The organism is Olivibacter sp. XZL3 (assembly GCF_004368405.1).
GTDB lineage: Bacteria > Bacteroidota > Bacteroidia > Sphingobacteriales > Sphingobacteriaceae > Olivibacter.
On sequence record NZ_SBJH01000008.1, the window covers coordinates 116,330 to 142,624 of the forward strand.

The following is a 26,295-nucleotide window of genomic DNA, read 5'->3' on the forward strand; positions in this document are numbered from 1 at the left end:
AAAGTAGCTAATCAGTCTTGAAAATAAATCCCATACCGGGCTTGGTGTGAATATATTTTTCGTCATAGGCTTTATCAATCTTGTTGCGCAGATAATTAATATATACATCGATAAAGTTCGTTCCCGTGTCGAAGGTGGTGTCCCATACTTTTTCTGCGATTTCGACTCTCGGAAGAACCCTTCCTTTGTTGCGGATCATATATTCAAGCAACTTAAATTCTTTCGGCGTCAAACTGATTTCGTTTTCGCCCCGTTTAACAATCCTCGTATGGAGATTCATTTCCAATTCGCCCGCTTTCAATACGGCAGCACCGCTTCCCGGGCTATTGGTCGTACCCCGTTTGAGCAGTACACGGATTCTGGCCTCAAGTTCTCTAAAGTCAAAGGGCTTTACAAGGTAATCATCGGCGCCGGCGTCAAAACCCTCCAGCTTGTCATCGGTAGTTCCTAAAGCCGTTAACATAATGATCGGTAGATCAGGGTAAATCCCTTTTATTTCCCTGCATAAGTCAATTCCGTTAATCTTCGGAAGGATGATGTCCATGATAACCAAATCGTAGCCGTGTTGCATGACCAGTTTTTTACCCAACATACCGTCATAAGCCACAGCGGTTTTATAGCCATGTTCTTCCAGTCCGCGTTGTAGCAGTTGGGCGATACGCAATTCGTCTTCGATAATAAGAATATTCATTATTCTGTATTTAGCAGTACAAACTTAGGCAAAATTTAAGTTCTTCAGTAGCCGAAGCCTTGCCCTTGTTAAACAGAAGAGATGATCGTTGCATACTAGATCCATGATCTTGGTGGCATCCTTAAAAAAAAGCCCTCAACCGGGGAGATTGAGGGACTTTACTAACCAATTATAAACCTAAATTATGATACGACAAAGTTACATCGATTTGTGTTGAATTACAATCGGGATAGCATTGTGGTTTTGTGTTATTGGATTTTGTATACTGATATATAGTATGTTGTGACTTTATTTAAATAAATATTGACCGATTTTGATAATTTTTGGCAATTATAAAAAACGGTGTAAACAATTCCTTTTTGGCAAGATGGGAAGCGTTATTGATTATGATGGAGGAATTCCAGTTATGCAGGCTTTGCCGGAAAAAACGAACAACTCCACCCTCGACGAAAGAGTGAGCTAATCGGGAACGTATACGCAACTACTTGTTTCAAAAGGATCATTATCACTTATTAGGACGTTTTAAATGTTATGCAGGACGCAATTATCCAACAGCATTTACTGTGGCGTAATAGAAACCTAATTCCTTATCTTTGCCGCATGTTTAATAAAGAAGAAATTGCTGCTTCTTACCAGCAGATTCAGGACGGTATCTGCAGGGGTTTGGAAGAAGCGGATGGAAAAGCTTTTTTTGAGGAAGAGCGCTGGACGCGGGAAGGCGGCGGTGGCGGACGTACCCGTATTATGCAGAATGGAAATGTAATCGAAAGAGGAGGGGTGAATTTCTCTGCTGTTCATGGGAAGCTGCCGGAAAAAATAAAGGCCGCCTTTGGAGTAGAGGAAGACGATTTTTTTGCGACCGGTGTATCGATTGTCATTCATCCTAAAAATCCATGGGTGCCTATCATACATATGAACATCCGCTATTTTGAGCTTAATGAACAGACCAAGTGGTTTGGAGGAGGAATTGATTTAACGCCTCATTATGTCATTCCGACAGACGCTTCATTTTTTCATAAAAAGCTGAAGGAAGTTTGTGATCAGTTTCATCCCGATTTTTATGTCCGATTCAAAAAATGGGCAGACGACTATTTTTTTATCAAGCACCGGAATGAAACGCGCGGCATTGGGGGGATTTTCTATGATCGACTGCATACCGAAAATACGTCTCTTAGCTACGAACAGCTGTTTGAGTTCTCTAAGATGATTGGAGAAAGCTTCGTGTCTATTTACGCTGAATTGATAAAGCGGAACAAAGATCGCGCTTTTGCGCCTCATCAAAAGGAATGGCAATTGATCCGAAGAAGCCGGTATGTGGAGTTCAATCTGGTGTATGATTCAGGTACTAAATTTGGATTGGAAACAAATGGGCGGATCGAATCGATTTTAATGAGCTTGCCCCCTCAGGCTAATTGGGTGTATAACTATCAACCCTCGCCAGGTTCGGAAGAAGACAAAACACTACGATTACTGAAAAAAGGAATTGACTGGGTGGAAAAGGAATAGCTGCGGGGTTAAATAGTGACCTCATCGACTGCCTTGAGGTGGATGGTTAATTCTCAAAGATTTTTATTATTTTCGCAAGCACTAAAGCGAAATAGTTTTTTAATGGACTAAACAAGTATGGCTGACGAAACAGAAAATGACGATAATTTGGTGCCGGCTAACGACCGGATCATACCTATTAGTATAGAAGAGGAAATGAAAGCTGCCTACATCGACTATTCGATGTCGGTTATTGTTTCAAGAGCCTTACCAGATGTTCGGGACGGCTTGAAGCCCGTTCATAGGAGGGTGTTATATGGGATGTTGGACTTAGGGGTAACGAGCGGAAAGCCCTATAAAAAATCGGCCCGTATAGTTGGTGATGTGTTAGGGAAATACCATCCGCATGGTGATTCGTCGGTTTATGATACCATGGTGCGTATGGCGCAGGAATGGAGCCTTCGCTATCCTTTAGTAGATGGGCAAGGGAATTTCGGTTCCATTGATGGCGATAGTCCTGCGGCAATGCGTTATACGGAGGCAAGGTTGAAAAGGATTGCAGAGGAAATGCTTGCCGACATCAATAAAGATACAATTGATTACCAATTAAACTTCGACGATTCGCTTCAAGAACCGACAGTTCTTCCTACAAAGATTCCGAACCTGTTAGTGAATGGGGCGTCAGGAATTGCGGTCGGTATGGCAACCAATATGGCGCCTCACAACTTAAGCGAAGTGATTGATGGTACCGTTGCCTATATCGATAATCGCGATATCACCGTGGCAGAGTTGATGCAATACATCAAAGCGCCGGATTTCCCTACGGGCGGGGTGATATACGGTTATTCAGGTGTACAGGACGCTTTTGAGACCGGAAGAGGCCGCGTTGTAATGCGCGCCAAAGCGGAAATAGAAGTTGCAAAGAACGATAAGGAAACGATCATTATAACGGAGATCCCGTATCAGGTAAACAAAGCGGAAATGATCAAACGGACGGCAGATTTGGTGAACGAGAAGAAAATTGAGGGTATTTCTGCTATTCGGGACGAATCAGACCGGGAAGGCTTACGGATCGTATACGATATAAAAAGAGATGCAAATGCTTCGATCGTACTGAATAATCTTTTCAAGTACACGGCTTTACAGACCTCCTTCAGCGTAAACAATATTGCATTAGTGCATGGACGTCCCATGCTATTGAACCTGAAGGATATGATTCATCACTTTGTGGAGCATCGGCATGAAGTGATTATTCGCAGAACCAAATTTGAGCTTGCCGAAGCAGAGAAAAGGGCTCATATTCTGGAAGGCTTGCTGATTGCGCTTGACCATCTGGACGAAGTGATTCAGTTAATACGCTCTTCCGATACGCCCGAGGATGCTCGCGTTGGCTTGATGGAGAAATTCGGTTTGTCAGACATTCAGGCAAGGGCCATCCTTGATATGACGCTCCGACGGTTGACCGGTCTGGAGCGCGATAAGATCAAGGAAGAATATGAGGAGTTAATGAAAACCATCGAATACTTAAAGTCGGTGTTAGCCGATGAAGGCTTACGGATGCAGATCATCAAAGACGAGCTTTTGGAAGTTAAGGAAAAGTATGGAGATGAGCGTCGTTCCCAGATTGTGCATTCAGCGGAAGATATGCGCATGGAAGACTTTATCGATGACGAGGAAATTGTTATCACCATATCGCATGAAGGATATGTAAAGCGTACACCATTGACGGAGTACCGTTTACAGGCAAGAGGTGGAAAGGGAGCGTTAGGGTCGACGACGAAAGACGAAGACTTTACAGCCCATATTATTACTGCTTCTGCACATAATTATATGTTGTTCTTTACCGAGGCAGGCCGTTGCTTCTGGCTACGCGCCTTTGAAATTCCGGAAGGTACCCGAACGTCCAGAGGAAGAGCCATCCAGAACATTATCAATATTCCAAAAGAAGAAAAAATCAAAGCCTATATAAAGGTGAAGAATTTGAAAGATCAGGAGTACCTGGAGAACAACTTCATCATTATGTGTACAAAAAGGGGCACAATTAAAAAGACCTCGCTGGAAGCATATTCGCGACCAAGAGCAAACGGTATTAACGCCATCAATATAAACGAAGGTGACCAGCTACTGGAAGCCTGCTTAACGAACGGCAACAGCGAGATTGTAATGGCTTTAAAATCAGGACGAGCTATTCGTTTTAATGAGTCGACGGTTCGCCCTATGGGAAGAACTGCCACAGGTGTACGCGGTGTTACCTTAGCGGGGCCGGAGGATGAAGTGATTGGCATGATTAGTGTTAATACAAAAGATGCGACCGTATTGGTAGTTTCGGAAAAAGGTTATGGAAAACGTACCGATCTGGAAGACTACCGGGTGACCAATAGGGGCGGTAAGGGAGTTAAAACCCTAAATGTAACGGATAAAACCGGTTTGCTGGTTGCCATTAAAGACGTAACGGACGATGACGATTTGATGATTATTAATCGCTCGGGAATTGTAATCCGAATAGCCGTCAGTAAGTTGCGCGTGATGGGGAGGGCTACACAGGGCGTTCGCTTAATTAACTTAAAGGAGAATGACCAAATAGCATCCATTACCAAAGTTGATCACGATGAAGAGGAGAGTAGCGAAGATGCAGAAAACATTGTTGTTAACGACGTTATTCCAGATGACACAAACGGTAATGATGCCGACGAATCAGATGATGTTGAAGAGGATGAAACAGAGGAATAATCAACTGTTTATGTGCGCAGGAGCGAGACACAAAATTAACAAGTATTGATGGCAAGTCACCCGATTTAAGGATCGGGTGACCTGCCTTAAAAAAGAAGAGGCTAATGAAAAGTGATCTGTATAAACATATCATCACTAGTACTGCTGTAATTATTTTCTTTTGTACGCAGTTGGGCTGGGCTCAGTCTAATATCAAGGAGGGAAATAACAATTTCGCTCGCTACACAAAATCAGGTGATATCAAAGATCTGTTGGAAGCCCGCAAATTTGCGGATCTCGCCTATAAAGAACGCAGAGATTCAAGCTCATATAGCAACACCTTATTGCGGGGACTCGTATACAGTAGTCTGGCTGTAGCCGACTCTAACCGGACACAAAAGTATGTGAAGGATCCCATTGATGAAGCGGAGTTTATGTTAAGTCGACTGAATGATGAGCAGCTAAATTTTGAGAATGAAGCGCAGATCAATTACCTGAAAAAACGTTTGGCGGCAGCTTATTTGATTCGCGCAAACCGTGCGCTCACTAATAACAACTACGATGAGGCCTATCGCCTATTCGGAAAGGTGAATGAGTATAACAGCACAGCGAATACAAAGCACAATTTGGCTTTACTGAGTGAGCGTTTGGACAGACCGGACGATGCTATCAAGTTGTATAACGAATTCATCCAAAATAAATCATCAGCCAAACCGAGCTACATTCTTACACTGGCTAAAATTTACCTCAATAAGCGCGACAATAACGCTGCGAAAAATGTATTGCTGAAAGGACGGGAATATTTCCCTACCAACAAGGATATCCTTTTTGCTCTGTTGAATCTGTATGCAAGTAGTGGCGCTTATGACGCAATCGTAGCCCTGGCAGAAGAAGCCACCGCTATGGAACCTGAAAGTATAAATCTCAACTATCTGATTGGTTATGCTTACGAGGTCACTGGTGATCGTGAAAAGGCTGAAAGCTATTATCAACGAACGCTGGAACTCAATCCGGACGACTACAATAGTAATTACGAATTGGGGCTATTGTACTTAAGGGATTTTGTAAAAGATCCGACGGATCTGGAGAAGCAGTACGAAGCACAAAAATATTTATTAAAAGCAAACGAAATAGATCCAAATGCTGTTAAAGCTCTAAAGTCGTTAGCTGTTTTATTTGACAAATCCGGAAATGGCGTGCAGCTTGAACGTGTGAACAGTCAACTAAGTCAGATGAATATGAACTAGGGCGGTGTGAGTTTTTCCTACTAACGTTGAGCGAAAGGCAACATTGGTAGGTACTAACAAATAACAAATCACTAAGAACACAAATTATAGAGAAATGAAAATTAAATCGATTTTATTAGCTACACTTTTACTAGGTTCGACAGCTGCATTTGCACAGAAGGGAGAGCTTAGTAAAGCAAAAAGTAAATACAGTTCATTTGCAACCCTTACGGGTGGAGGCGTTGAAAACGTGCCAGAACTTGCAATGAAAGAACTGGGTGAAGCTAAGGAAGCTATTGATAAGGCCGCTGCCCATGACAAGACGAAAGATTTGCCTGAAACATGGACTTACTTAACTTTGATCAATGCGGAATATGCAATGATTAACCAGAAGGCCGGTAAAGCGGCAGAGGGGGAGGCTTCCTATAAAGCGGCCGGTGAAGCGTTCGCAAAAGCTAAAAGTTTAAATGAGGGAAAAGATGATGAGGAACTTAAAGGTAATATGGAAAGAGCGGGAAGCTTATTAGCCAATTATGAAATCGGGAATGGTGTGAAAGCCTTCGAAACCAACGATTTTGCTTCCGCTTATACCGCTTTCAATAATGGCTTGAAGTATATGCCCGGTGATTCGATATTGACCTTGTACGCAGGGATTGCTGCGCAAAATAATCAGCAATATGACGAAGCAATCAGTAAATTCAAAGAATTGATTCCTAAAAGCTCAGATGCTTACCTAAATTTATCAGATGCTTATTTAAAGAAGGGCGATACTGTATCGGCCATTAAGTATATCGATGAGGCTGCAACGAACTTTCCAGATAGCGCTAAAATTATCAATCAAAAGATCGTGTTGAATATTACGAGTGGAAACAGTGAGAAAGTAATTAAAGACATTGAATCACAAATGGCAGCTGACCCTTCTAATGGCGACTTACCGTTCTTTTTAGGTTATGCATACGAGTCGACTAAAGAACCAGATAAAGCTCTGGAAGCGTATAAAAAAGGTATCGAAGCGAAACCGGATGATGCCCGCAACTATGGCGCTGCCGCTGCGATCATTCTGAACAAGGCAAGAGATATCTATAACGCTGCTAGCGGAATCCCTACCAATAAAGAGGCGGAATACAAAGCTAAATTGGAGGAGGCTTATAAAATAGCCGATACAGCAGTACCTTATTTAGAAAAGGCTACTACGCTGGATCCGCAAACGAAAGGGTATTGGGAAAATATGCGTTTCTATTACCAGTTGAAAGGAGATGAGGCGAAAACCAAAGAAATTACAGATAAAATAAACGCGCTTTAAGCAAGTGCTTTAATCATAAAAAAAGCTGTTCTCATAAGGGAACAGCTTTTTTTATGATCGGATATGAGATATAAGGGTTAGGATATAAAGTATTTAGGCTTATGCCATATGTCTTATGTCCTGCCACAACTAAATAATACCCTCATTCAGCAGATCGTGTAGATGAATAATACCGTCGTACTGATCGCTGCGAACCACCAAAAGCTGGGTAATATGGTTATTTCGCATCATGTTCAGTGCATGGACGGCCAATTCGTCGTGTTGGATAACTTTGGGGTTTCTTCCCATAATATCTTCGGCTTTTAACTGTCCGATATCTTGATTTGATTCAAGCATCCTTCTTATATCGCCGTCGGTAATCACGCCGATGATTTTTCTGTCGTCAACTACGGCTACCGCACCCATTCGATTTTTAGTTATTTCCACCAATACTGCTTTAATAGGCGTGTCACTTTCTACCGCTGGCTTAGTGTGCTGACGAGCCAAATCGCCCACCTTTAGGTAAAGCTGTTTTCCAAGCGCACCGCCTGGGTGATATTTGGCAAAATCATCATTGGTGAAAGACCGGCATTCCAGGAGGCAGATGGCCAATGCGTCGCCCATAGCAAGTTGCGCCGTAGTACTCGTGGTGGGCGCCAAATTTAACGGGCATGCTTCTCTGGAGACCGTTGTATCCAGTAGGAAATCTGCCTGTTCGGCCAAATAGGATTTTGTATTTCCAACCATTGCGATTATCTTTGCGTTGGAATTTTTAAGCAGTGGTACAAGCACTTTGATTTCCGGGGTATTTCCGCTCCTAGAGATGGCTATTACAATGTCCTCTTGTTGTAGCATCCCTAAATCTCCGTGAATGGCGTCTGCCGCGTGCATGAAAATTGCCGGTGTTCCTGTAGAGTTCATGGTGGCAACAATTTTCTGTGCAATGATAGCACTTTTACCTATTCCTGTAATAATTACACGGCCCTTTATACTCAGTATGGCATATACGGTGTTGATGAAATCGTCGTTGATATTTTTGGTCAAATTACTAATCGCTTCGGCTTCTAATGATAGTGCGGTAATGGCAATATTTTCAATGTCAGATTTGGTTTTCACGGATATTTTTTATTAATTTTAGTAAGAATTAAGGCAAATTTATGTTATTTTAAATATTAATGGACATAAGCCTTTCTTTAATTTTTCGGAAGGACAATGGAGATAGAAAAAACATTATTTGACAATTTGCAGAATTTTTTTGGTTTTGATACTTTTAAGGGAGATCAAGAGGCGATAATAACCAATATTCTGCAAAAAAAGGACACGTTTGTGATAATGCCAACCGGTGGCGGAAAATCAATATGTTATCAGTTACCGGCATTAATGAGTGAGGGAACCGCTGTTGTTATATCACCGTTGATAGCACTGATGAAGAATCAGGTTGACCAATTAAGGGCTTTTGGAGGAACGGACAGTATTGCCCACTTTCTAAACTCGTCACTCAATAAAAGCGAAATTACCCGAGTGAAACAGGATGTGTTGGACGGCAAAACGAAACTGCTGTACGTAGCTCCTGAATCGCTTTCAAAAGCTGATAACATCGAATTCCTTAAACTGATAACGGTGTCATTCGTGGCGGTGGATGAGGCTCATTGTATTTCAGAATGGGGGCATGACTTCCGACCTGAATATCGAAAAATCAGGCAGGTAATCAATGGGATAGGAGAGAACATACCCATCATTGCGTTAACTGCTACAGCCACGCCGAAGGTCCAGTCAGATATACGCAAAAATTTGCAAATGACGGATGCCACCTTATTTAAGTCTTCCTTTAATCGGCCGAATCTATACTATGAGGTACGACCGAAGAAGAACGTGGTTAAGGAAATTGTAAAATTTATAAAAAATAACACGGGCAAATCGGGTATTATTTATTGTTTAAGTCGCAAGAAAGTAGAGGAAATTGCCGAAGTACTTAATATCAACGGCATTCCGGCGCTGCCTTACCATGCCGGTCTGGACGCAAAAACAAGAGCCGAGACGCAAGATAAATTCTTGATGGAAGATGTGGAGGTTATAGTGGCAACGATTGCTTTTGGGATGGGCATCGATAAACCGGACGTTCGGTATGTAATCCATCATGATATACCCAAAAGTATGGAAGGCTACTATCAGGAAACCGGCAGAGCAGGACGTGATGGTGGTGAGGGCGTTTGTGTCGCCTTTTACTCGGAGAAAGATATAGAGAAGCTAACCAAGTTCATGAAGGATAAGCCTGTTTCTGAGAGGGAAATTGGGACGCAGATACTCAAGGAGGTCATCGATTATTCCGAATCATCGGTGTGTAGAAGAAAGCAAATCCTCCACTATTTTGGCGAAAATTTTAATGAGGCGGGCTGTAACAATATGTGCGATAACTGTAATAGCCATCGTACACAGTTTGATGCCGATGAATCCTTACATAAGGTGTTGTCTTTTATTAAAGAGCAAGGAGAAAAGTTTGATGATTTCCATATCATTAACGTCATGATCGGACAAAACAATCAGCCTGTTTCGTCATACAAGCACGACACGCATCCGTTTTTCGGATCTGGAAAAGAACAGGGCTTGGTATATTGGAAGTCGTTGTTGAGACAAGCCGTGTTAGACAACTTTTTATATAAGGATATAGATAACTATGGGCTATTAAAGTTGACTAAAACAGGAATGGATTTTATTGACAACCCTTATAGCATCAAGTTCTACTTAAACAATCCGATGGAGAAAACGGACGAAGATGGGGATGAGGCACAAACGCAAGGCGGTGGAGCTTTGGATACACAGCTGTTGCAGATGCTAAAGGACTTGAGAAAAAAGATAGCAAAAAGTAAGGGGCTGCCTCCATTCGTTATTTTTCAGGATCCTTCCCTAGAAGAGATGTGTACTCATTACCCGGTAACCTTAGATGAACTGAAACAGATTCATGGAGTAGGCGCGGGGAAAGCGGCAAAGTTTGGCAGCCAATTTGTTTCGTTAATCAAAAGCTATGTGGAGGAGAACGATATCGACCGTCCGGTAGATCTGGTCATTAAAGGAACAGCTAATAAGTCAGCATTGAAAGTTTCCATTATTCAGAATATTGACCGAAAGATAGGTTTAGACGACATTGCTTCGGCCAAGGGCTTGTCTTATGAAGATATATTAAAAGAGGTTGAATCCATCGTTAACTCTGGAACCAAGCTTAATTTGAACTATTTCATAGATGAGATGATTGATGGAGACCGCCAGGAGGAAGTTTTTGATTATTTCCGTACAGCCGAGGTAGATTCGATTGACGCTGCATTGAGCGATTTAGGGACGGAGGATTATACATTTGAAGAGATCCAATTGATGCGGATTAAATTTATGTCCGAGCTCGGAAATTGATAAGCTGACAGTGATTCGCTGAGCAGCATGGGGTTAAGTGATATCGCTTACTGCGTATAGCTTAGTGCATTTATATATAGATAATAACATAAAGAAATGACAATACAATCAATCGCTGGAATCAAACATGCTGATTCCAGCAATTTCTTTCTTATGGCGGGTCCTTGTGCTATTGAAGGGGAAGCGATGGCTTTGGACATCGCCGAGAAAATAGTAACCATCACCGATAAGCTAAAAATTCCCTATATTTTTAAAGGCTCTTATCGAAAAGCAAACCGATCGAAGTTAGACTCTTTTACCGGTATTGGGGACGAAAAAGCGTTAAAGATCTTACGAAAAGTAAGTGAAACCTTCGATGTGCCAACGGTTACAGATATTCACGAATCGCACGAAGCGGCTATGGCAGCTGAGTACGTAGATGTATTGCAAATACCTGCGTTTTTGTGTCGACAGACGGAGCTGTTAGTAGCGGCCGGTAAAACTGGTAAGACGATTAATATTAAAAAAGGCCAGTTTCTATCGGCTCATTCAATGGGTTTTGCGGTCGATAAAGTAATAGAAACGGGTAATACGCAGGTAATATTAACAGATCGCGGTAACAGCTTCGGCTATCAAGATTTAATTGTGGACTTCCGGGGAATTCCTGTCATGCGATCTTTTGACGTCCCAGTAGTGATGGATTGCACTCATTCGCTGCAGCAGCCAAATCAAGTGTCGGGAGTTACTGGCGGTAAACCGGAGTTAATAGCAACAATTGCTAAGGCGGCTATTGCTGTGGGCGCCGATGGCTTGTTTATAGAAACCCATCCGGACCCGGCGAACGCTAAATCGGATGGCGCTAACATGTTGCACCTGGATCGACTGGAGGAATTATTAATCAAGCTTACCCGGATCAGAGAAGCTATTATTTAGCTATTGCTGTTGTTGTTGCTGGTTTCCCATAAGATGGGTCCCTAGGGGTTCCGGGGCTAAAGCAGAATCCCGCCTTTTCACTGCATTGGTTTGCTCAAACAACTTTCCGTCCTCGTAATGGATAGAAACGTGGACGGAAAGCAATTGGTGACAATTACCCCTAAAGGTTCCTTTAACAGGTGTGCAATCCTTAAAGTTTCTGCCGATGGCCAGTTTTACATGGTAATTTGTTACCCACGTATTGTTCGTTGGATCAATACCGGCCCATCCAAATTGAGGTATAAAAGCCTCAATCCAGGCATGTGTCGCACCTTCTCCGCGCATTCCGCTTTTGTTCGGGCATATATAGCCGCTAACGTAACGAGAAGGGATTTTTAGGGTCCTCAAAATCTGTAGCATTAAATGGGCAAAATCTTGACAGACGCCCGCCTTGTGCTGCAGTATTTCATCGACCGTTGTTTCGATATCGGTAATACCTTGGACGTATTTAAAGTGCTTAAATATGTAACTGCTACACTTTTCTATAGTTTCGGCAACGCTTGCACTTCCGGTTGACAGGCTAGTCACTATATCCCTGATAAGTCCCTGATTTTTGATCTTTTCCGGCTTCGTCAGTTCCGTAAGATACAAGTTGTTGCTTGTCTCTTGATAGAGCTGAGAGAAATCACTGTGGAAGTTGACCTGAATGAGGCTCGATGCCGTGGTCCGTACAGTAAGGTGGCTTTCTATGACTAACTCTCGGTGAGGATGCAGAATAGAGAAGGTGGCCACCTTGTTTTTCCAATAATCGGTATAGGTATGCAGGATCGGGGAGAAGCTGATGTTTAGCTCCTGGTTTATCAGTTCCTGTTCTTGGCAGATGAACGGAAATATACGGATCTCATTTACACTTTCAATAACCGACTTTTCGTAGGTGTATTTTGTGATATGGGAGATGGTGTAAATAGCCATAGCGGGGGGATTTTAGTAAGAAAAAAATAAGAGTTTTAGCTTTGCGTTGAAGTCCAGTAGGTCGCGCTTGAGCTCTGCGAAAAATGATTTGATATCAATATGAACCACAGAGCCAGGATCCATAAATTGAATGCGACTTTGGATTCTGCCAAAAGTCCTTACTAGTTCTGGAACTTCGGGGTTGCTATTTTCTTTGATAAGTATTGCCAACGAGCGATCGATTTGATTCAGACTGTATAATATAGAATGGGGAAAATCAGGGTTAAAGATCACCTGTTGTAAAATCTGTTGGTTGTGTTTGGTACTCCGATAACTCTTGAGGTAAGCTTCGTAGCCAGCAAGTGACAGCAGTAAAAAACGCCAATTAGTGATGTCGCGTTCCTTCCCTAAGTCATAGGCATGTAGTTCACATTGTTTATCCGTCAAAATAAGCGTTTCGATGCTTCTTTCTACGAATTTCCCTAACCTCATGACGTTCCAAGCGGTTCCTCTTTGCATGGTCACCTCTGCTACACCGACGTAAATCATACTGTGTTTTAAAAATAAATCGATGATTTCTAAGGCATCGGCGCTGGCCAGCTTCAGTTTGACGAAGGGTCTGTTAATTAAGTGGTAAATAGAGTTGATCTCTTCCCAAACTTCCCTTGTAATATGGTCTTGTACACCGCGGGCGTTTTCGCGGGCTTTTTGTATGATGTTTTTTGCGGAGTTATCGTTATTGGCATCCAGTAACAAGTAGTGAAGTGCTGCGTAGGTGTCATTTTCAAACAGTTCGGTTTTGTCCTCCGACAAATCGGTATAAACCTGAAGAATAGGCTTCCATGTGCCGCTATTGATGTTTTTATCCAAAGAGTATATATAATGTGTTCTTGCCACGCGGAGCATGTCTTCTACGCGTTCCATGTATCTTGTTAGCCAGAATAATGAATCTGCAATTCTACTTAACATATCAATTGTTAGGTTAGTCAATAATCCAGGTGTCTTTGCTGCCGCCCCCTTGCGAAGAGTTGACTACGAGGGAACCTTCGGACAGGGCGACACGCGTTAAGCCGCCGGGAACCAGTTTAATTCCTTGCGGACCATATAAAGCATAAGGCCGCAGGTCAACATGACGGGGCTGTATTTTCCCATTGATAAAGCATGGTACCGTGCTTAATTGAATAATAGGTTGTGCAACGTAATTGCGGGGATTCCGCTCAATTTCACTTTTCGCCTTTAGCCATTCCCGCTCACTGATTGTATTCCCCATGATCATTCCGTATCCGCCCGATTGGTTGGTGTTTTTAATAACCAGATTTTCGATGTTTGAAAGCGCATATTTAAGTGCATCAGGGTCGCTCAGTTGATAGGTCGGGATATTATTTAAGATCGGCTCCTCGTTCAAATAATATTTGATCATCTCGGGCACGAAAGTATATACCGCTTTATCGTCGGCAACGCCGTTGCCAACAGCGTTTACAATGGCTACATTTCCTTTTCGGTAGGTACTTAGCAGCCCCGGCACACCGAGGAGGCTGTCTTGTTTAAAAACCAAGGGGTCTAGAAATTCATCGTCCACGCGCCTGTATATCACATTGACCTGTTTAAGACCTTTGGTGGTTTTTGTATAGACTTTGTGATTATCAACCACTAAATCTCGACTTTCAACAAGATCAACGCCCATTTGTTTTGCTAAAAATGTGTGTTCGTAATATGCTGAATTGAAAATTCCAGGTGTCAGTATCACGATGTAGGGGTCGGATACTTGGGAAGAAACAAGGTCTAGTAGCACTTCATGTAAGAGTGTGGGGTAGTGGGTGACACTCCTGACGTTCGAAGTCGATAATATGTCCGGAAAAATTCTTTTGGTTACATCGCGATTCTCGAGCATGTAGCTAACGCCGGAAGGAGTCCGCAGATTGTCTTCCAATACATAAAATTTGCCGTCGCTTCCCCGGATGAGATCTATTCCGGAGATATGAACATATATATCGTAAGGAACCTTGATGCCATAGACTTCTCGGGTATAATGAGGACAACTGGCTATTAAGTCCACCGGCACAATACCGTCATGCAATATCTGCTGATTACTATAAATATCTTTAAGGAACAGATTAAGCGCCTTCAGGCGTTGGATAATGCCTTTTTCTATTTCGGCCCATTCGCTACCGGTAATAATCCTTGGGATAATGTCAAAGGGGAAAACGCGTTCAATTCCTTCATTATTGTTATAAACGGTAAAGGTGATACCTTGGTTTAAAAACAGTTCGCCGGCTAGGCGATGTCGATTGCTCATACTGTCGACATCAAGGTTTTTAAGCATGGAAAAAACATGGCTATATTGTTGTCTAATATTTTTTGAATCGTACATCTCGTCCCATGTGTTCTCACGATGCACATATTGGTCAAGAAAATGTTCATTTGCCATATGTTTATGAATTTTCTATAATTTTAAGGAAATAAGGTTGCATTATCAATAATAAAATACCAAAAATATTCATTTTTGAACATCATAAACCGACTTTATAGTCTTTTTTTGATCTATTTTATAAATTTTACGTGTATAATTTGTTGGATGTTAAAAGACGTAGGAGAATATAGGTTTGAAAGCAACGGTTTTGAGCTTACTCTTGGTTACTAATTTAAAATAATGCGTTTTTCGTTTATTTTTGTATAGATTTAGCTGCGTCGCTATGCGGTTTCTGTTGAAGTGACGACCGGATTGGTTTATTGTCATATTTGAACGTGACCCAAAACTTCGGAAAAGTTTCGATATCTGTGAAATGCTAATACGATTACTTGCGCTTGCCAGATGAATCATGAACACGATATGTTATATAATTTATATTATGTTAAATAGAATTTGCTAAGCTCGATAATTCCAGACCAATCCGCAATAATTTTGTAGATTTGTTTTCTATTTCAGTTTTATCCATCTATTTGTTGTTTAATGAGAGCGATTGCCGAACTTCCGCATAAAGAATGTAAAATCACTATCTTTTCGATGAATCAAAAATTCATCGTCAAATTTGAACAAGGTACATTAGAACAAGTTTACAAAATCTCTGAATTGGATGTGACCGATGGCGTCAATGGCGTCTTTCAAATTTTAGATGAGGAATTTGTACAGGGTGTTGTTGAGCGCTTTGCTGCCATGCGGACTGATTTCAAAATGGCTTACGACCGACACGAATATTAGCATAATCTCTTGAATCAATCTTATCCCGCTTGGTTTAAGCGGACCGGCCCTCTTATTTACCTCTCTTCTTCCCTGTCTTAAATAATTGTTTCTATAAAGTATTTAATAGTCTGTAATACAACTTCTTATAATGTGTGTCTATAATGAACAGAATATTATTTGGCAGATACGTAGAATATCTCTTTATTGTTAACATCTGTTATAAATGTTTAGTTTATATAAAGAGTATAATATCTTGTTATATACTACTTTTATCTGTTTAATAAAAATTATATTTGGTTGTTTTGCTTACCAAATATCGTTTTATGAATGTTGTATTAAGCGAATCTCGGTACTTTGGAAGAGCTCAGATTGTCCGTCGTGAGTTGTAGCTTATTAGCACGCCTTTCTTATCAGGCATGTTGAGCGCACAGCGTAGTTGGAATATTGATATGTAGTTGTTTGTTGCCTGCGAGTAGGCTTTTTCTTTAAGGGATATAGTGTAGTGAGATGGAAATATCGCGATTATTTCAGTAGTTGGTTCACGATATCGGGGACGCCGATACTAGCCTTTTCAGCGATATTTGTTATACTTGTACCGGCGCTGTTGAGTTCTTGTGCGGCAGGGTCAATTAAGATTTTTCGAGCATTATAGGGTACAAAATTTAGTAAACTTGCGGCGGGATATACCTGAAGTGAAGTGCCGATGATCAGGAATATATCCGCTTTTCGACACACATCAATTGCGACCGACATCATAGGAACCGGTTCGCCGAACCATACAACATGAGGACGCAGTTGCGAATTCTTTTTACAAAGATCTCCCATCTTGATTTCATCTCCCTGTATGTCATAGATTAACGAAGGATCGACGGACGACTGTGCCTTTGTAATGAGTCCGTGCAAATGTATAATGTCGGTTGATCCGGCGCGTTCGTGTAAATCGTCGATATTTTGCGTTACAATAGTAACGTCAAACTTGGTTTCAAGTTCAGCAAGCGCTTCGTGGGCAGCGTTAGGCGTCGCTTCCAATACGGCTTTCCGCCTGATATTATAAAAGTGTTGAACTAGCTCGGCATTTCTCTGCCAGGCTTCAGGTGTAGCAACATCCTCTACGTTATATCCTTCCCATAAGCCATCATCTCCGCGGAACGTTTTAAGTCCACTTTCAGCTGATATCCCTGCTCCTGTAAATGCAACGACTTTCATATCCGCTTCTCGTTCTGCTTACCGAATGCTCAGCCCAGATGCCAAGTCAAGCCGCGGGAACTGGCGCTGTGCCCATTCAAAGCCGCCATATAAAATAGAACCATAGGCTAAATTACCTAATAATAGGTTTTTTTCGAAGGGAATAGCTTTTATATAGCAATTCACAAAACCAGCAGCATTCAAAGGGTAAAGCTGGCCGCTTATCCAAACACCGAAGTTAGTGACGATCCAATGAATCAATACGGAGGCGACAGCCGCCAAAAATACGTTCAACACCGATACCCGTTTAATCAGGCTACCGGCAAATACCATCAGCGCGAAGGCGACATAAACGTAAACAATGCCATCATAGAACAAAGTAATCTGCCCGAAATAACCGTAGTTTATGACTACGTCTGAAATGAAAAGAGTTAATAAAGGAGCAATATAGGCTGTCCATCTGCTGCGAAAGTAAGTGCCCGCAAAAAGCGCGATAGCCCCAACAGGCGTAAAATTAGCCCAATCCCCGAATCGCCCCACATTAAGTATCCGTAAAAGTGCAGCACTGATAATGATCAAAATGAGGATGATATTTCTCATGTTAAACCTATTTTTATCGCTGGTATTCATATTAATCTGTTTGATTTACAAACTTAGAGAAAATGCTTATTATTAGCGAATTTAGTTGTTCTTATTCGTTATCGGTCGTTCGTTATTTTTCGCTAGTTCCAATTGTTGGTTGTGGCTCAGTTCTATAAATGAACATATCGCATTTTGATCATGCTTGCATAGTTGTCGGGCTGCAACGTTCTTGCAGCCATCGGGATTTCGATGTGGATATTGTTGTTGACGATCTTCCACCGAAGTTTAGTTCGAGCTCCTACTAAGCTTAGCTCTTGCAGTTTAGCGCCTTCTTTTAGCGGTAACTCCAGTCGCTCCGGTAAGAGGCTGTCTTTCTCCTGATGCAGTACAAAAGCATAAACGGTATTTTCTTCTTTATTCTGTGTAAAGAAGATGTCGCCAAGCGAATATGGCGCTATGCTATTGGACGCATAAATTCCTTCACCGTATTTGCTTATCCATTTTCCTATTTCCTTTAGACGCTGATAAGCGACGGCATCCCAGTCGCCTTTCGGCCCGGGCGCGATATTGAGTAAGTAATTTCCACCTCTGGATACAATTTTAATCAGATTGTGGACGATTTCCCGTGCCGGCTTATACTGGTCGTTCGGAACATAGCTGAATGAATTGCCCATGGTCATGCAAGATTCCCAAGGAATGTCAAGTGGCTGGTCGGGAATAGACTGTTCGGGTGTTACATAGTTTTCATATTCGCCGGGTACCGTTCTGTCTACAATGATGATTCCCGGTTGTTTTAGCCGCGCCATTTCTGCAATTTTAGGCATGTCGATATCTTGTTCGGTTTTAATTCCTCGCTGCCATTCCACGGTGGTATCGACCGTCGCCAAAGGTCGTACCCAGCCGCCGTCAAGCCACAAAATGTCTATTTTGCCGTAATCAGTCATTAATTCGCTCACTTGATTGTAAGTGAAATCTTTGAATTGCTGCCAGCGTTCCGGGTATTTTTTCGGATCGTAGTTCACATTTCGGTCTTTTGGTGGAAAATAAGGCCACCAATAGTAGGGCGTATGCCAATCTGGTTTTGAAAAATAAGCGCCGATTTTAAACTGGTCATTTCGAAAGGCGTTGAAAATTTCTTTGGCGACATTAGCTCGGGGATTAGACGAAAATGGCGATTTAGGATCGGTAATCTTATAATCACTCTGCTTCGTATCGAACATCGCAAAGCCATCGTGGTGTTTGGTCGTAAATACTACGTACTTCATGCCGGCCTCTTTCGCTGCTTCTGCCCATTTTTCGGGGTTAAAATCTACCGGATTGAATTGTTTTTGTAAATCTTCATATGCCTTGACGTATTCGTAGTAACTTTCCGCATGTGGACCACGGCGCTGTGTCCATCCCTCGTCTTCCGGACAAAGGCTCCAGCTTTCGACAATGCCCCACTGGCTATAGGTGCCCCAATGCATAAAAAGGCCAAACTTTAAATCGCCCCATTCTGCTAGGTTCTTTACAACCAAGGAATCAGTCGGTTTAATGTAGTCCGCCGACGTGTTATGTTCCTGGGCGACGGCTTGGGTGCACAGGCAAAGGCTCAATAGCCCAACTAAAAAATGCTTTATCATTTCAGTATTATAAATTGCTTTCAATCGCTCCAACGTTTTCCCTGTATAAGTCTAGCGGTCCATCTAACAAGAGTGCTATAACCGTCATATGCGGGTCAAGGCGGTCTTCCGGCACTGGGATGTAAGTAATGCCCGGCACCTGACTCCAATACAGCTTGTTATAAATCTCCGGCGTTAATAGCGTACCTTCCCCTACGATACGAGCCCTTTGTATATGATTTTTAAGTCCTTTAAGCGCTATTGGTCCGGTGGGCTTGCCTTCGATGAATAGAAATAATGTGGTTTTGTCTTCCGATAAAGCACTTAATCCCGTATAATGGCCTTCCGGAAGGCCATTTTTCGTATGGTGCAAGGCTTCTACGTGCTTAACTATCCATGGCTGTAAGTGCGGGTTGCTTGGTAAAGTATAACCGTAAGCATCGTATTTTAAATTGCTGTTATCGAAGGGGTTGTAGCCAATGCTGATGCTCCCTACGATGGATTGAATTTGCGATTGCAAGTCCACCGTTGATTGCTCCACTTGTTCATAATCTACCGCGCGTTCCTGCGGAGTGCCTAATTGCAATGCTTCCGCTAACTCAATAGCGACAACCGTTGCATCCTTATCTTCCCCTGTTGCGGGTATGTTTATGGAAAGGCTGTGGTGTTGCTGCTGAAAAGGAACGCGGCCACTATAGCCTAAGATTTTTACTGCTTTTACGTGGGATACTAACTGATTGACAGTTATTGTTTTATTGTCTTTCTTGTCAAGAAACAGATAAATTGTTTTACTGTCTTTTGACAGCGTTGATTTGCCGACAAAATGTCCGTTAGGCAGACCTGCCTGCGTCCCGTAAATCGCTTGCTGGTTTTTATTCGTCCATCTTCCCAGTTCGTTAAGTACGGCTATTTGCTCCGCAGGAATGCTGCCGTCAGCACGGGGCCCGATATCCAGCAGCAGATTCCCTCCCATGCTGATGCAATCGATCAGCGTACGGATAATCATATTAGCGGATTTGTAATGGCGGTCGTAAGGTTGGTATCCCCATGAGTCGTTTATCGTGTAACAGAGTTCCCAATATGGATTCGTTGGTTTAAGTACCGGAACTCCTTGCTCTGGCGTATCGTAATCGCCATAGCCGGTTAACCGGGCATTGACAATAATATTGGGGTTGTGTTTCCTCAGGTTCGCGATTATCTTATTCGCTTGCCATTCTTCAGCACTATGTTCCCAGTCACCATCAAACCAGAGAAGATCCGGGCGGTAACGAGAGGAAAGCTCCTCCAGCTGTCTAAGCATATAACTTTGGTACCGCTGCCAACGTTTCGGGCTATCTTTTAGCGTGTACCTCTTTCTCGTTCGTGTAAAAATATCGTAATCGTCATTACTCCAGTCGGGCAACGAGAAATAAATACCGGTTTTGATGCCCTTCGCTTTCAACGAGCTCACAAAAGGGCTCAATACATCCTGTTTCGCGGCACTGTGCTTTTTGGTCGTAATCGCTTTTTCAGCTTCACTGTCCCATAAGGCGATTCCATCATGGTGTTTGGCGGTAATGACGGCATATTTAGCGCCGCTCGACTCAATCAAACTCGCCCATTGTTGTGGATTATATTGCGATGCGGTGAATCCATTCAATTGCTGCATATAGGCATCATGATCCAAATAATTGTTAAAAAACGACCAGGACTCGGAGATACCGTTTACCGCATAAACGCCCCAGTGAATAAATATACCTAGTTTGGCGTCTTCAAACCATTCCATTTTTAACTCGTCGGTGTTTTTTTTGTTTTCTTGCGCAGCGAGGGACAAGAAGGCCGATCCGGCTAAAAGGAAGGTTATTGCTCTTTTTATTAACATAAGTGACGGGCAGATTTTAAATTTTTCGATAAAGATAGTTGATTTCTCATTTTAGCCAAAGAAATCCGGTTCTAGATTGAAAAATACATTAACTTTATATTTATTTATTCCTAAAACCCGTTCAATGAAGATAATTCTACTTCCATTCTATGTAAAACTCGCTTGCGTTTTGCTGAGCATATTGCTTATAGGTTATTTGGCCGTTCTGGGGCACACGATTCTGGCGCCCTTGATTTTTGGATTTTTATGTGCCGTGTTATTGTTGCCCTTAGCTAATTTTTTAGAGCGTAGATTAAAAATGCCGAGATCGCTGTCCTCGCTATTGTCGTCTATTACCTTGGTCATCTTTATAGTCGCTGTCTTTACCTTGTTGGGTACGCAGCTTTCGTCTTTAGCAAAAGACTGGCCTGCATTTAAGCAGCAGCTGCTTAGTTCGGCCGCCGACCTGCAGGTTTGGATATCGCAGACTTTTCACGTGAATAACAAAGCCCAGATAGACTACATAAATGAGGCAGCCTCCAAGTCGCTCTCTACCGGTACTACGATTTTAAGTAAAACATTGATGTCATTGTCATCTCTGCTTTTACTTTTATTATTCTCTTTTCTTTATACCTTCTTTATACTTTTCCACAGAAGATTGATTCTTAGGTTTTTGGTGAATTCATTTAAAAAGAAGCACAGCTCGGTGGTATACGAGATCGTCTATCAGATTCAGTATATAATTAAACGCTATATAGTGGGCTTGTTCTTGCAAATGCTGATTGTCACGCTTTTGACCTGTACAGCCTTTTATTTCATTGATGTGAAATATACCTTCCTACTAGGATTGATTACCGGCATTTTTAACATTATCCCTTACATCGGCATTTTTACCGCCTTAATTATAACGGTTTTGATCACCTTTGCAACATCGACCGTTACACATGTGCTTTTTGTCATCGTCGCATTGGTACTCATTCATGCGGTAGACGGGAATTATATTATGCCGAAAATTGTCGGCTCAAAAGTGCAAATCAATACGTTAATTGCGCTGATTGGTTTGGTGCTGGGCGAAATGCTGTGGGGAATTACCGGTATGTTTTTGTCGATTCCGATGATTGCTATTATGAAAGTAATTTTTGATCGTGTGCCGGAGCTAAAACCATGGGGTCTACTGTTAGGCGATGAAAGTAGCGGCGTAGGAAGTTATATGAAAATTCCGGGACGTAAAAAGCTGAAAAGTGAGGGAATATCGCATTGAGTAAATAGGGTGTCATATTTGGTTTTGTGCAATTCCTGATAAAACTTATCAATTCTGTTGTCGTTTATAGTAGACAACAAAATTAATTTGCGTAATGACACATAAAAGAAAGTTAGGTTTGACACCGTTGGAAGTTTCTCCCATAGCTTTTGGCGGTAACGTTTTTGGATGGACTTTGGATGAAGCCGCCTCTTTTCAGATGTTGGATGCATTCATCGATAGCGACTATAACTTTATAGACACAGCAGATGTATATTCTAAATGGGTGCAAGGAAATAAAGGCGGTGAATCTGAAACCATCATTGGCAAGTGGTTGTCAAAACGGGGAAAACGCGATGATGTGGTAATCGCTACCAAATTGGGAGCCGAGATGGACAAAGACAAAAAGGGCTTGAAGGCCTCTTACGTTAAAGAAGCTGTAGAAGCTTCATTACTCAGATTGAAAACCGATTATATCGATCTCTATCAAACGCATTATGATGATGAGGCGACGCCGGTTGAGGAAACAATGGAAGCTTTGAATAAGCTTATTGAGGAGGGTAAAGTCCGTTACATAGGGGCCTCTAATTTTAAGGCAGCGCGAATTGCGGAATCTAACGCATTCGCTAGAAAAAATAATCTACAGCCTTATGTAAGTATTCAGCCGCTTTATAACCTTTATGACCGTCAAAAATTTGAAGCGGAATATCTCCCCTTGGTGCAAGACGAAAACTTAGCCGTGCTCAATTATTATGCATTGGCAAGCGGCTTTCTTACCGGTAAATATCGAAGTGAAGACGATTTGAGCAAAAGTCCGCGAGGCGAATCCGTAAAACACTATTTGACGGAACGAGGTGAGCGTATTATAGTGGCTTTGGAGGAAGTGGCTGCTAACAAAGGGGCCAGCAAAGCGCAGATTTCGATCGCTTGGTTGTTGCACAAGCCTTTTATTACCGCGCCGATTGCGAGTGCTACGAACGAGAAGCAGCTCCACGACCTACTTACTTCGGCGGAAATTACCTTAACGCCTGAAGAAATAACACTTTTGGACAATGCCAGCAGCTATTGATAGCTGATTGGGAGTAGCTAGTAGGGAAATAGTTGGGTGGGGTAAGTAAGTTTCCCCTACTCACTGCTCCCTTATTCCCTTCTAAAGCGCTTGAATATACTGATGAAATAACCGGATCGCTTGTCTTTTTTTATCCGTGAGCGCGAAGTCGATCGAGTGTTTAAGATAATGGGCGATGTCAAAGTCGTCTCGCTTAGGCAGTGCTTCTATGACTTTGTCCCGGTTGTCCAATCCAAATTTCATGGACTCATTAAAGCGTGAAATAAAATCAAGCGGCAAGGACCTGTTCGCGGCCCAAACTGCAAAAGCGAATGGTAACCCGGTAAAATTCATCCATTCTTCTCCCATATCATATACGAAAGGAAGGCTGTCTTTCTTTCCGAAGGTTCTATCGCCTATTTCTACAAAAGCATCGGCATTTAAATCTTCGGTCAGTTCGACCGGTTGTTTCCAAAAATTCTTCAGTAATACCCTCGCCAGGTTGTTGGAGGTGCGTGATTGCTTGTCAAGTCGAAGTGTTTTTATCTCAGTAATTGGTTTATTACTAAAAATAAATACCGAGTTGACCGCCCCGGTTGCGCCGATACAGTAATCAGCTATAATTTCATAGCCCGGAACATGCAACAAGGCTGCGACAGGTACCAGGCCTATGTCCGTCTGCCGGTCAATCAGCTTCTGCGCGCAGGTACTGGGGATGTCTAGGCTTAATTCAATTTCATTAATAAGTGGCGTATTTTTTATGCCATAGATAAAAGGGGTCGTATTTGTATAAGATACGGCTGATACGTTTATTTTATTCATGTGTGCTATTTAAAAACTATTCAGCGTTTTGGAGTTCGGCTAAATGATTAATGTTGTAGTGGTCTTCTATTGTAAAGACTCCATTGTCATATGAAACTAGGTACAAAGCAGTGTTCATATGCGGAAAGTCGTCCATTTCAGAAAGCGGTTTGTTTACCAGCAAGCAAAGGAGGATACGCATGGCCCGACCGTGCATACATATCAACACCACATCTTCGTTCGGTTGCGATGTGATGTAATCCATTGCCTTTTTTTGCCTTTTTTGCACTTGATTTGGACTTTCGCCACCTTCTATGCTTACGTCCAGTTTACCTTCGCTCCATTGTTGAGTAATGGAGTTGAATCCGGTCATAATGTTAGTCGACTGTTCTTTCCCTTCATAGATTCCCCAGCTTATTTCGTCTAAACCATCTAGCTGCTCCCAGGGAAGGCCTTGTTCAATGAATTTGGCCACCGTTTGATGCGTTCTGATCAACGTGGACGTATATATTTTGTCGAAGTTTATTCCTTTGTAGGCATCGTAAAAAGCTTGTGCTTGTCGCTGTCCGAAAGCATTTAATGGTGTGTTAACACCTTTGCCCTGCACTATTCCTTGTTTATTTAAGTCCGTTTCTCCGTGTCTAATAATATAGAATAATTTTTTCACCTGTAAATAGTTTTTATCCATCAGTCAAATGCCCGCCTGTCGATAGCTTGAGCTTACCATCTTTTAAAATTTGTCCTCAGCCACATAATCCTTAAAACTCCTGCTCAGAACTCCATAGGTTTACAGCTTGCTACTTAAAACGTAGCACTTATAACCTACAACTCCGGCGCTAATTCACCACCGGCAAGCTATAATAGCTACTTTTTGGAGCTGTTTGTTCGAATTGGTAGTCGTGATAATCAGTGACTACATTATATAGGGTATCACGTTCGATCGGATGGCGCCCCACTTGTTTAATAAGCTCCACTAATTGCTGCGTAGTCATTGCCGGATTTTGCTCTTCGGCACCCGCCATCGAATAAATTTTGGTGGTGTCATCTAAGGTTCCATCGATATCATCCACACCGAAACCTAGGGATAGCTGCGCTGTATCCCTACTGATCATGGCCCAGTAGGCTTTTATATGTTGGAAGTTGTCTAAATAGATCCGTGCAATCGCGTAATTCCTTAGATCTTCAATCACAGAAACTTCAGGAATGTGCGACATTTGATTGTCTTTGTTTCTGAATTTAAGTGGAATAAATGTTTGGAAGCCGCCGGTCTTATCCTGCAATTGTCGCAACCGCTCCATATGGTCTATACGGTGATGAAATCCTTCGATATGACCATACAGCATTGTGGCATTGGAGTGCATACCCAGCTTATGCCATTCCTCATGGATGGCAAGCCATTGCTCAGCGTTGCATTTGTCTTTAGCGATCTGCTCTCTTATTTCAGGATGAAAAATCTCTGCTCCGCCTCCAGGCATAGATTCCAGTCCCGCGTCTTTCATCATGCGCATACCGGTGGCATAATCTACTTTTGCCTTTTTAAAAATATAGTGGTATTCAACAGGCGTCAACGCTTTGACATGCAATTGCGGACGATGTTTTTTTATAGCCGAAAATAAATCCATATAGAATTGCATATTGTATTGCGGGAGGACCCCTCCTACTATGTGCACTTCTGTAACCGGTTCATCGTCATATTTTTTGATTGTCGCCAGCATCTCCTCCATGGTTGCTTCCCAACCCTCGGATCGTTCTTTAATTAATCTGGAATAAGAACAGAATTTGCAGTCATATACGCAGAGGTTTGTGGGCTCAATATGGAAATTCCGGTTGAAATATGTGTAATTACCATTCTTCTTTTCCCGGATATAATTGGCCAGCACACCGAGGTATCCCAATTCGCCCTTCTCATAAAGCGTTACCCCCTCTTCAAAGCTTATGCGTTTATTTTCAAGAACTTTTAGCGCTATCTTTTTCAAATCTGCATCCAAGCGGGGGTTGTTAATGACTAATTTTAAGCTGTTGTCTGCTTCCATACGCGAATATCTTACGGGCAAACTTAGATAAAGTTGGGGGGATATGCAAGCTTGTAACCGTCTCGTTAACGTAAGATTTTAGGTTATGGGGCTTAAGATCTAGGCGGTGTGTACGGCATTATAGCGTAGGTGTCAGTTACAACTTAG

21 protein-coding genes are annotated in these 26,295 nt (G+C 42.2%); 9 read left to right on the top strand and 12 right to left on the bottom strand.

The features are described from left to right. Positions 1 to 7: 7 nt before the first annotated feature. On the bottom strand, positions 8 to 691 hold the full coding sequence (locus EPX21_RS02935) for a response regulator transcription factor (protein ID WP_134088191.1): 684 nt from the start codon (positions 689 to 691) through the stop codon (positions 8 to 10). A 600-nt stretch (positions 692 to 1,291) separates the two neighbouring features. Here EPX21_RS02935 and hemF point away from each other — a divergent pair. The 4 genes from hemF (at position 1,292) to EPX21_RS02955 (ending at position 7,414) form a co-directional block, all read left to right on the top strand. Then, a complete protein-coding gene (gene hemF / locus EPX21_RS02940; RefSeq protein WP_134088318.1) occupies positions 1,292 to 2,197 on the top strand; it encodes an oxygen-dependent coproporphyrinogen oxidase in 906 nt (301 codons plus the stop codon). A 117-nt stretch (positions 2,198 to 2,314) separates the two neighbouring features. Then, complete coding sequence (gene gyrA / locus EPX21_RS02945; protein ID WP_134088192.1) at positions 2,315 to 4,906, top strand: DNA gyrase subunit A; 2,592 nt, start codon at positions 2,315 to 2,317, stop codon at positions 4,904 to 4,906. Positions 4,907 to 5,010: 104 nt separating this feature from the next. Then, positions 5,011 to 6,132, top strand: a complete 1,122-nt coding sequence (locus EPX21_RS02950; protein ID WP_134088193.1) for a lipopolysaccharide assembly protein LapB — start codon at positions 5,011 to 5,013, stop codon at positions 6,130 to 6,132. A 94-nt stretch (positions 6,133 to 6,226) separates the two neighbouring features. Further along, on the top strand, positions 6,227 to 7,414 hold the full coding sequence (locus EPX21_RS02955) for a tetratricopeptide repeat protein (RefSeq protein WP_134088194.1): 1,188 nt from the start codon (positions 6,227 to 6,229) through the stop codon (positions 7,412 to 7,414). Between the two features lie 129 nt (positions 7,415 to 7,543). Here EPX21_RS02955 and EPX21_RS02960 read toward each other — a convergent pair whose 3' ends face one another. Beyond that, the gene (locus EPX21_RS02960) at positions 7,544 to 8,509 is read right to left on the bottom strand and encodes an SIS domain-containing protein (RefSeq protein WP_134088195.1); all 966 of its coding nucleotides are present in this window, start codon (positions 8,507 to 8,509) and stop codon (positions 7,544 to 7,546) included. A 96-nt stretch (positions 8,510 to 8,605) separates the two neighbouring features. Between EPX21_RS02960 and recQ the strand changes: the two genes are divergently transcribed. Both recQ and kdsA read left to right on the top strand, forming a co-directional pair. Further along, positions 8,606 to 10,795 (top strand): DNA helicase RecQ, encoded by a 2,190-nt coding sequence (recQ, locus tag EPX21_RS02965; protein ID WP_134088196.1) that lies wholly within the window; start codon positions 8,606 to 8,608, stop codon positions 10,793 to 10,795. A 96-nt stretch (positions 10,796 to 10,891) separates the two neighbouring features. Further along, the gene (gene kdsA, locus EPX21_RS02970; RefSeq protein WP_134088197.1) at positions 10,892 to 11,707 is read left to right on the top strand and encodes a 3-deoxy-8-phosphooctulonate synthase; all 816 of its coding nucleotides are present in this window, start codon (positions 10,892 to 10,894) and stop codon (positions 11,705 to 11,707) included. Here kdsA and EPX21_RS02975 read toward each other — a convergent pair whose 3' ends face one another. The 3 genes from EPX21_RS02975 to EPX21_RS02985 are packed head-to-tail and all read right to left on the bottom strand — an operon-like array spanning position 11,708 to position 15,065. Further along, a complete protein-coding gene (locus EPX21_RS02975; RefSeq protein ID WP_134088198.1) occupies positions 11,708 to 12,658 on the bottom strand; it encodes a transglutaminase family protein in 951 nt (316 codons plus the stop codon). A gap of 12 nt (positions 12,659 to 12,670) precedes the next feature. Continuing rightward, entirely contained in the window at positions 12,671 to 13,606 is a 936-nt protein-coding gene (locus tag EPX21_RS02980) for an alpha-E domain-containing protein (protein WP_134088199.1), read from the bottom strand. Positions 13,607 to 13,619: 13 nt separating this feature from the next. Then, positions 13,620 to 15,065, bottom strand: coding sequence for a circularly permuted type 2 ATP-grasp protein (locus EPX21_RS02985; protein WP_134088200.1), 1,446 nt, complete (start codon positions 15,063 to 15,065; stop codon positions 13,620 to 13,622). A 576-nt stretch (positions 15,066 to 15,641) separates the two neighbouring features. Here EPX21_RS02985 and EPX21_RS02990 point away from each other — a divergent pair. Further along, entirely contained in the window at positions 15,642 to 15,836 is a 195-nt protein-coding gene (locus tag EPX21_RS02990; RefSeq protein ID WP_370450918.1) for a hypothetical protein, read from the top strand. Between the two features lie 504 nt (positions 15,837 to 16,340). On the opposite strand, the gene EPX21_RS02995 is transcribed toward EPX21_RS02990, so the two are convergent. From EPX21_RS02995 to EPX21_RS03010, 4 genes are all read right to left on the bottom strand, one after another. Then, complete coding sequence (locus EPX21_RS02995; protein ID WP_134088202.1) at positions 16,341 to 17,024, bottom strand: NAD-dependent deacylase; 684 nt, start codon at positions 17,022 to 17,024, stop codon at positions 16,341 to 16,343. An 18-nt stretch (positions 17,025 to 17,042) separates the two neighbouring features. Beyond that, positions 17,043 to 17,603: a DUF6580 family putative transport protein gene (locus EPX21_RS03000; RefSeq protein WP_240768492.1), complete on the bottom strand. Its 561-nt coding sequence runs from the start codon at positions 17,601 to 17,603 to the stop codon at positions 17,043 to 17,045. Between the two features lie 152 nt (positions 17,604 to 17,755). Beyond that, positions 17,756 to 19,207 (bottom strand): alpha-L-fucosidase, encoded by a 1,452-nt coding sequence (locus EPX21_RS03005; RefSeq protein WP_134088204.1) that lies wholly within the window; start codon positions 19,205 to 19,207, stop codon positions 17,756 to 17,758. Between the two features lie 7 nt (positions 19,208 to 19,214). Further along, positions 19,215 to 21,047, bottom strand: a complete 1,833-nt coding sequence (locus tag EPX21_RS03010; protein ID WP_134088205.1) for an alpha-L-fucosidase — start codon at positions 21,045 to 21,047, stop codon at positions 19,215 to 19,217. A gap of 124 nt (positions 21,048 to 21,171) precedes the next feature. Between EPX21_RS03010 and EPX21_RS03015 the strand changes: the two genes are divergently transcribed. Both EPX21_RS03015 and EPX21_RS03020 read left to right on the top strand, forming a co-directional pair. Next, positions 21,172 to 22,287, top strand: coding sequence for an AI-2E family transporter (locus EPX21_RS03015; RefSeq protein WP_134088206.1), 1,116 nt, complete (start codon positions 21,172 to 21,174; stop codon positions 22,285 to 22,287). 94 nt (positions 22,288 to 22,381) lie between these two features. Beyond that, positions 22,382 to 23,335, top strand: coding sequence for an aldo/keto reductase (locus tag EPX21_RS03020; protein WP_134088207.1), 954 nt, complete (start codon positions 22,382 to 22,384; stop codon positions 23,333 to 23,335). Positions 23,336 to 23,416: 81 nt separating this feature from the next. On the opposite strand, the gene EPX21_RS03025 is transcribed toward EPX21_RS03020, so the two are convergent. The 3 genes from EPX21_RS03025 to mqnE all read right to left on the bottom strand — a co-directional run bounded on the left by EPX21_RS03025 (position 23,417) and on the right by mqnE (position 26,148). Further along, positions 23,417 to 24,136, bottom strand: coding sequence for a menaquinone biosynthetic enzyme MqnA/MqnD family protein (locus EPX21_RS03025; RefSeq protein WP_134088208.1), 720 nt, complete (start codon positions 24,134 to 24,136; stop codon positions 23,417 to 23,419). A gap of 16 nt (positions 24,137 to 24,152) precedes the next feature. Further along, a complete protein-coding gene (locus tag EPX21_RS03030) occupies positions 24,153 to 24,782 on the bottom strand; it encodes a histidine phosphatase family protein (RefSeq protein WP_134088209.1) in 630 nt (209 codons plus the stop codon). 169 nt (positions 24,783 to 24,951) lie between these two features. Further along, positions 24,952 to 26,148, bottom strand: a complete 1,197-nt coding sequence (mqnE, locus tag EPX21_RS03035) for an aminofutalosine synthase MqnE (RefSeq protein ID WP_134088210.1) — start codon at positions 26,146 to 26,148, stop codon at positions 24,952 to 24,954. Between the last annotated feature and the right edge of the window lie 147 nt (positions 26,149 to 26,295).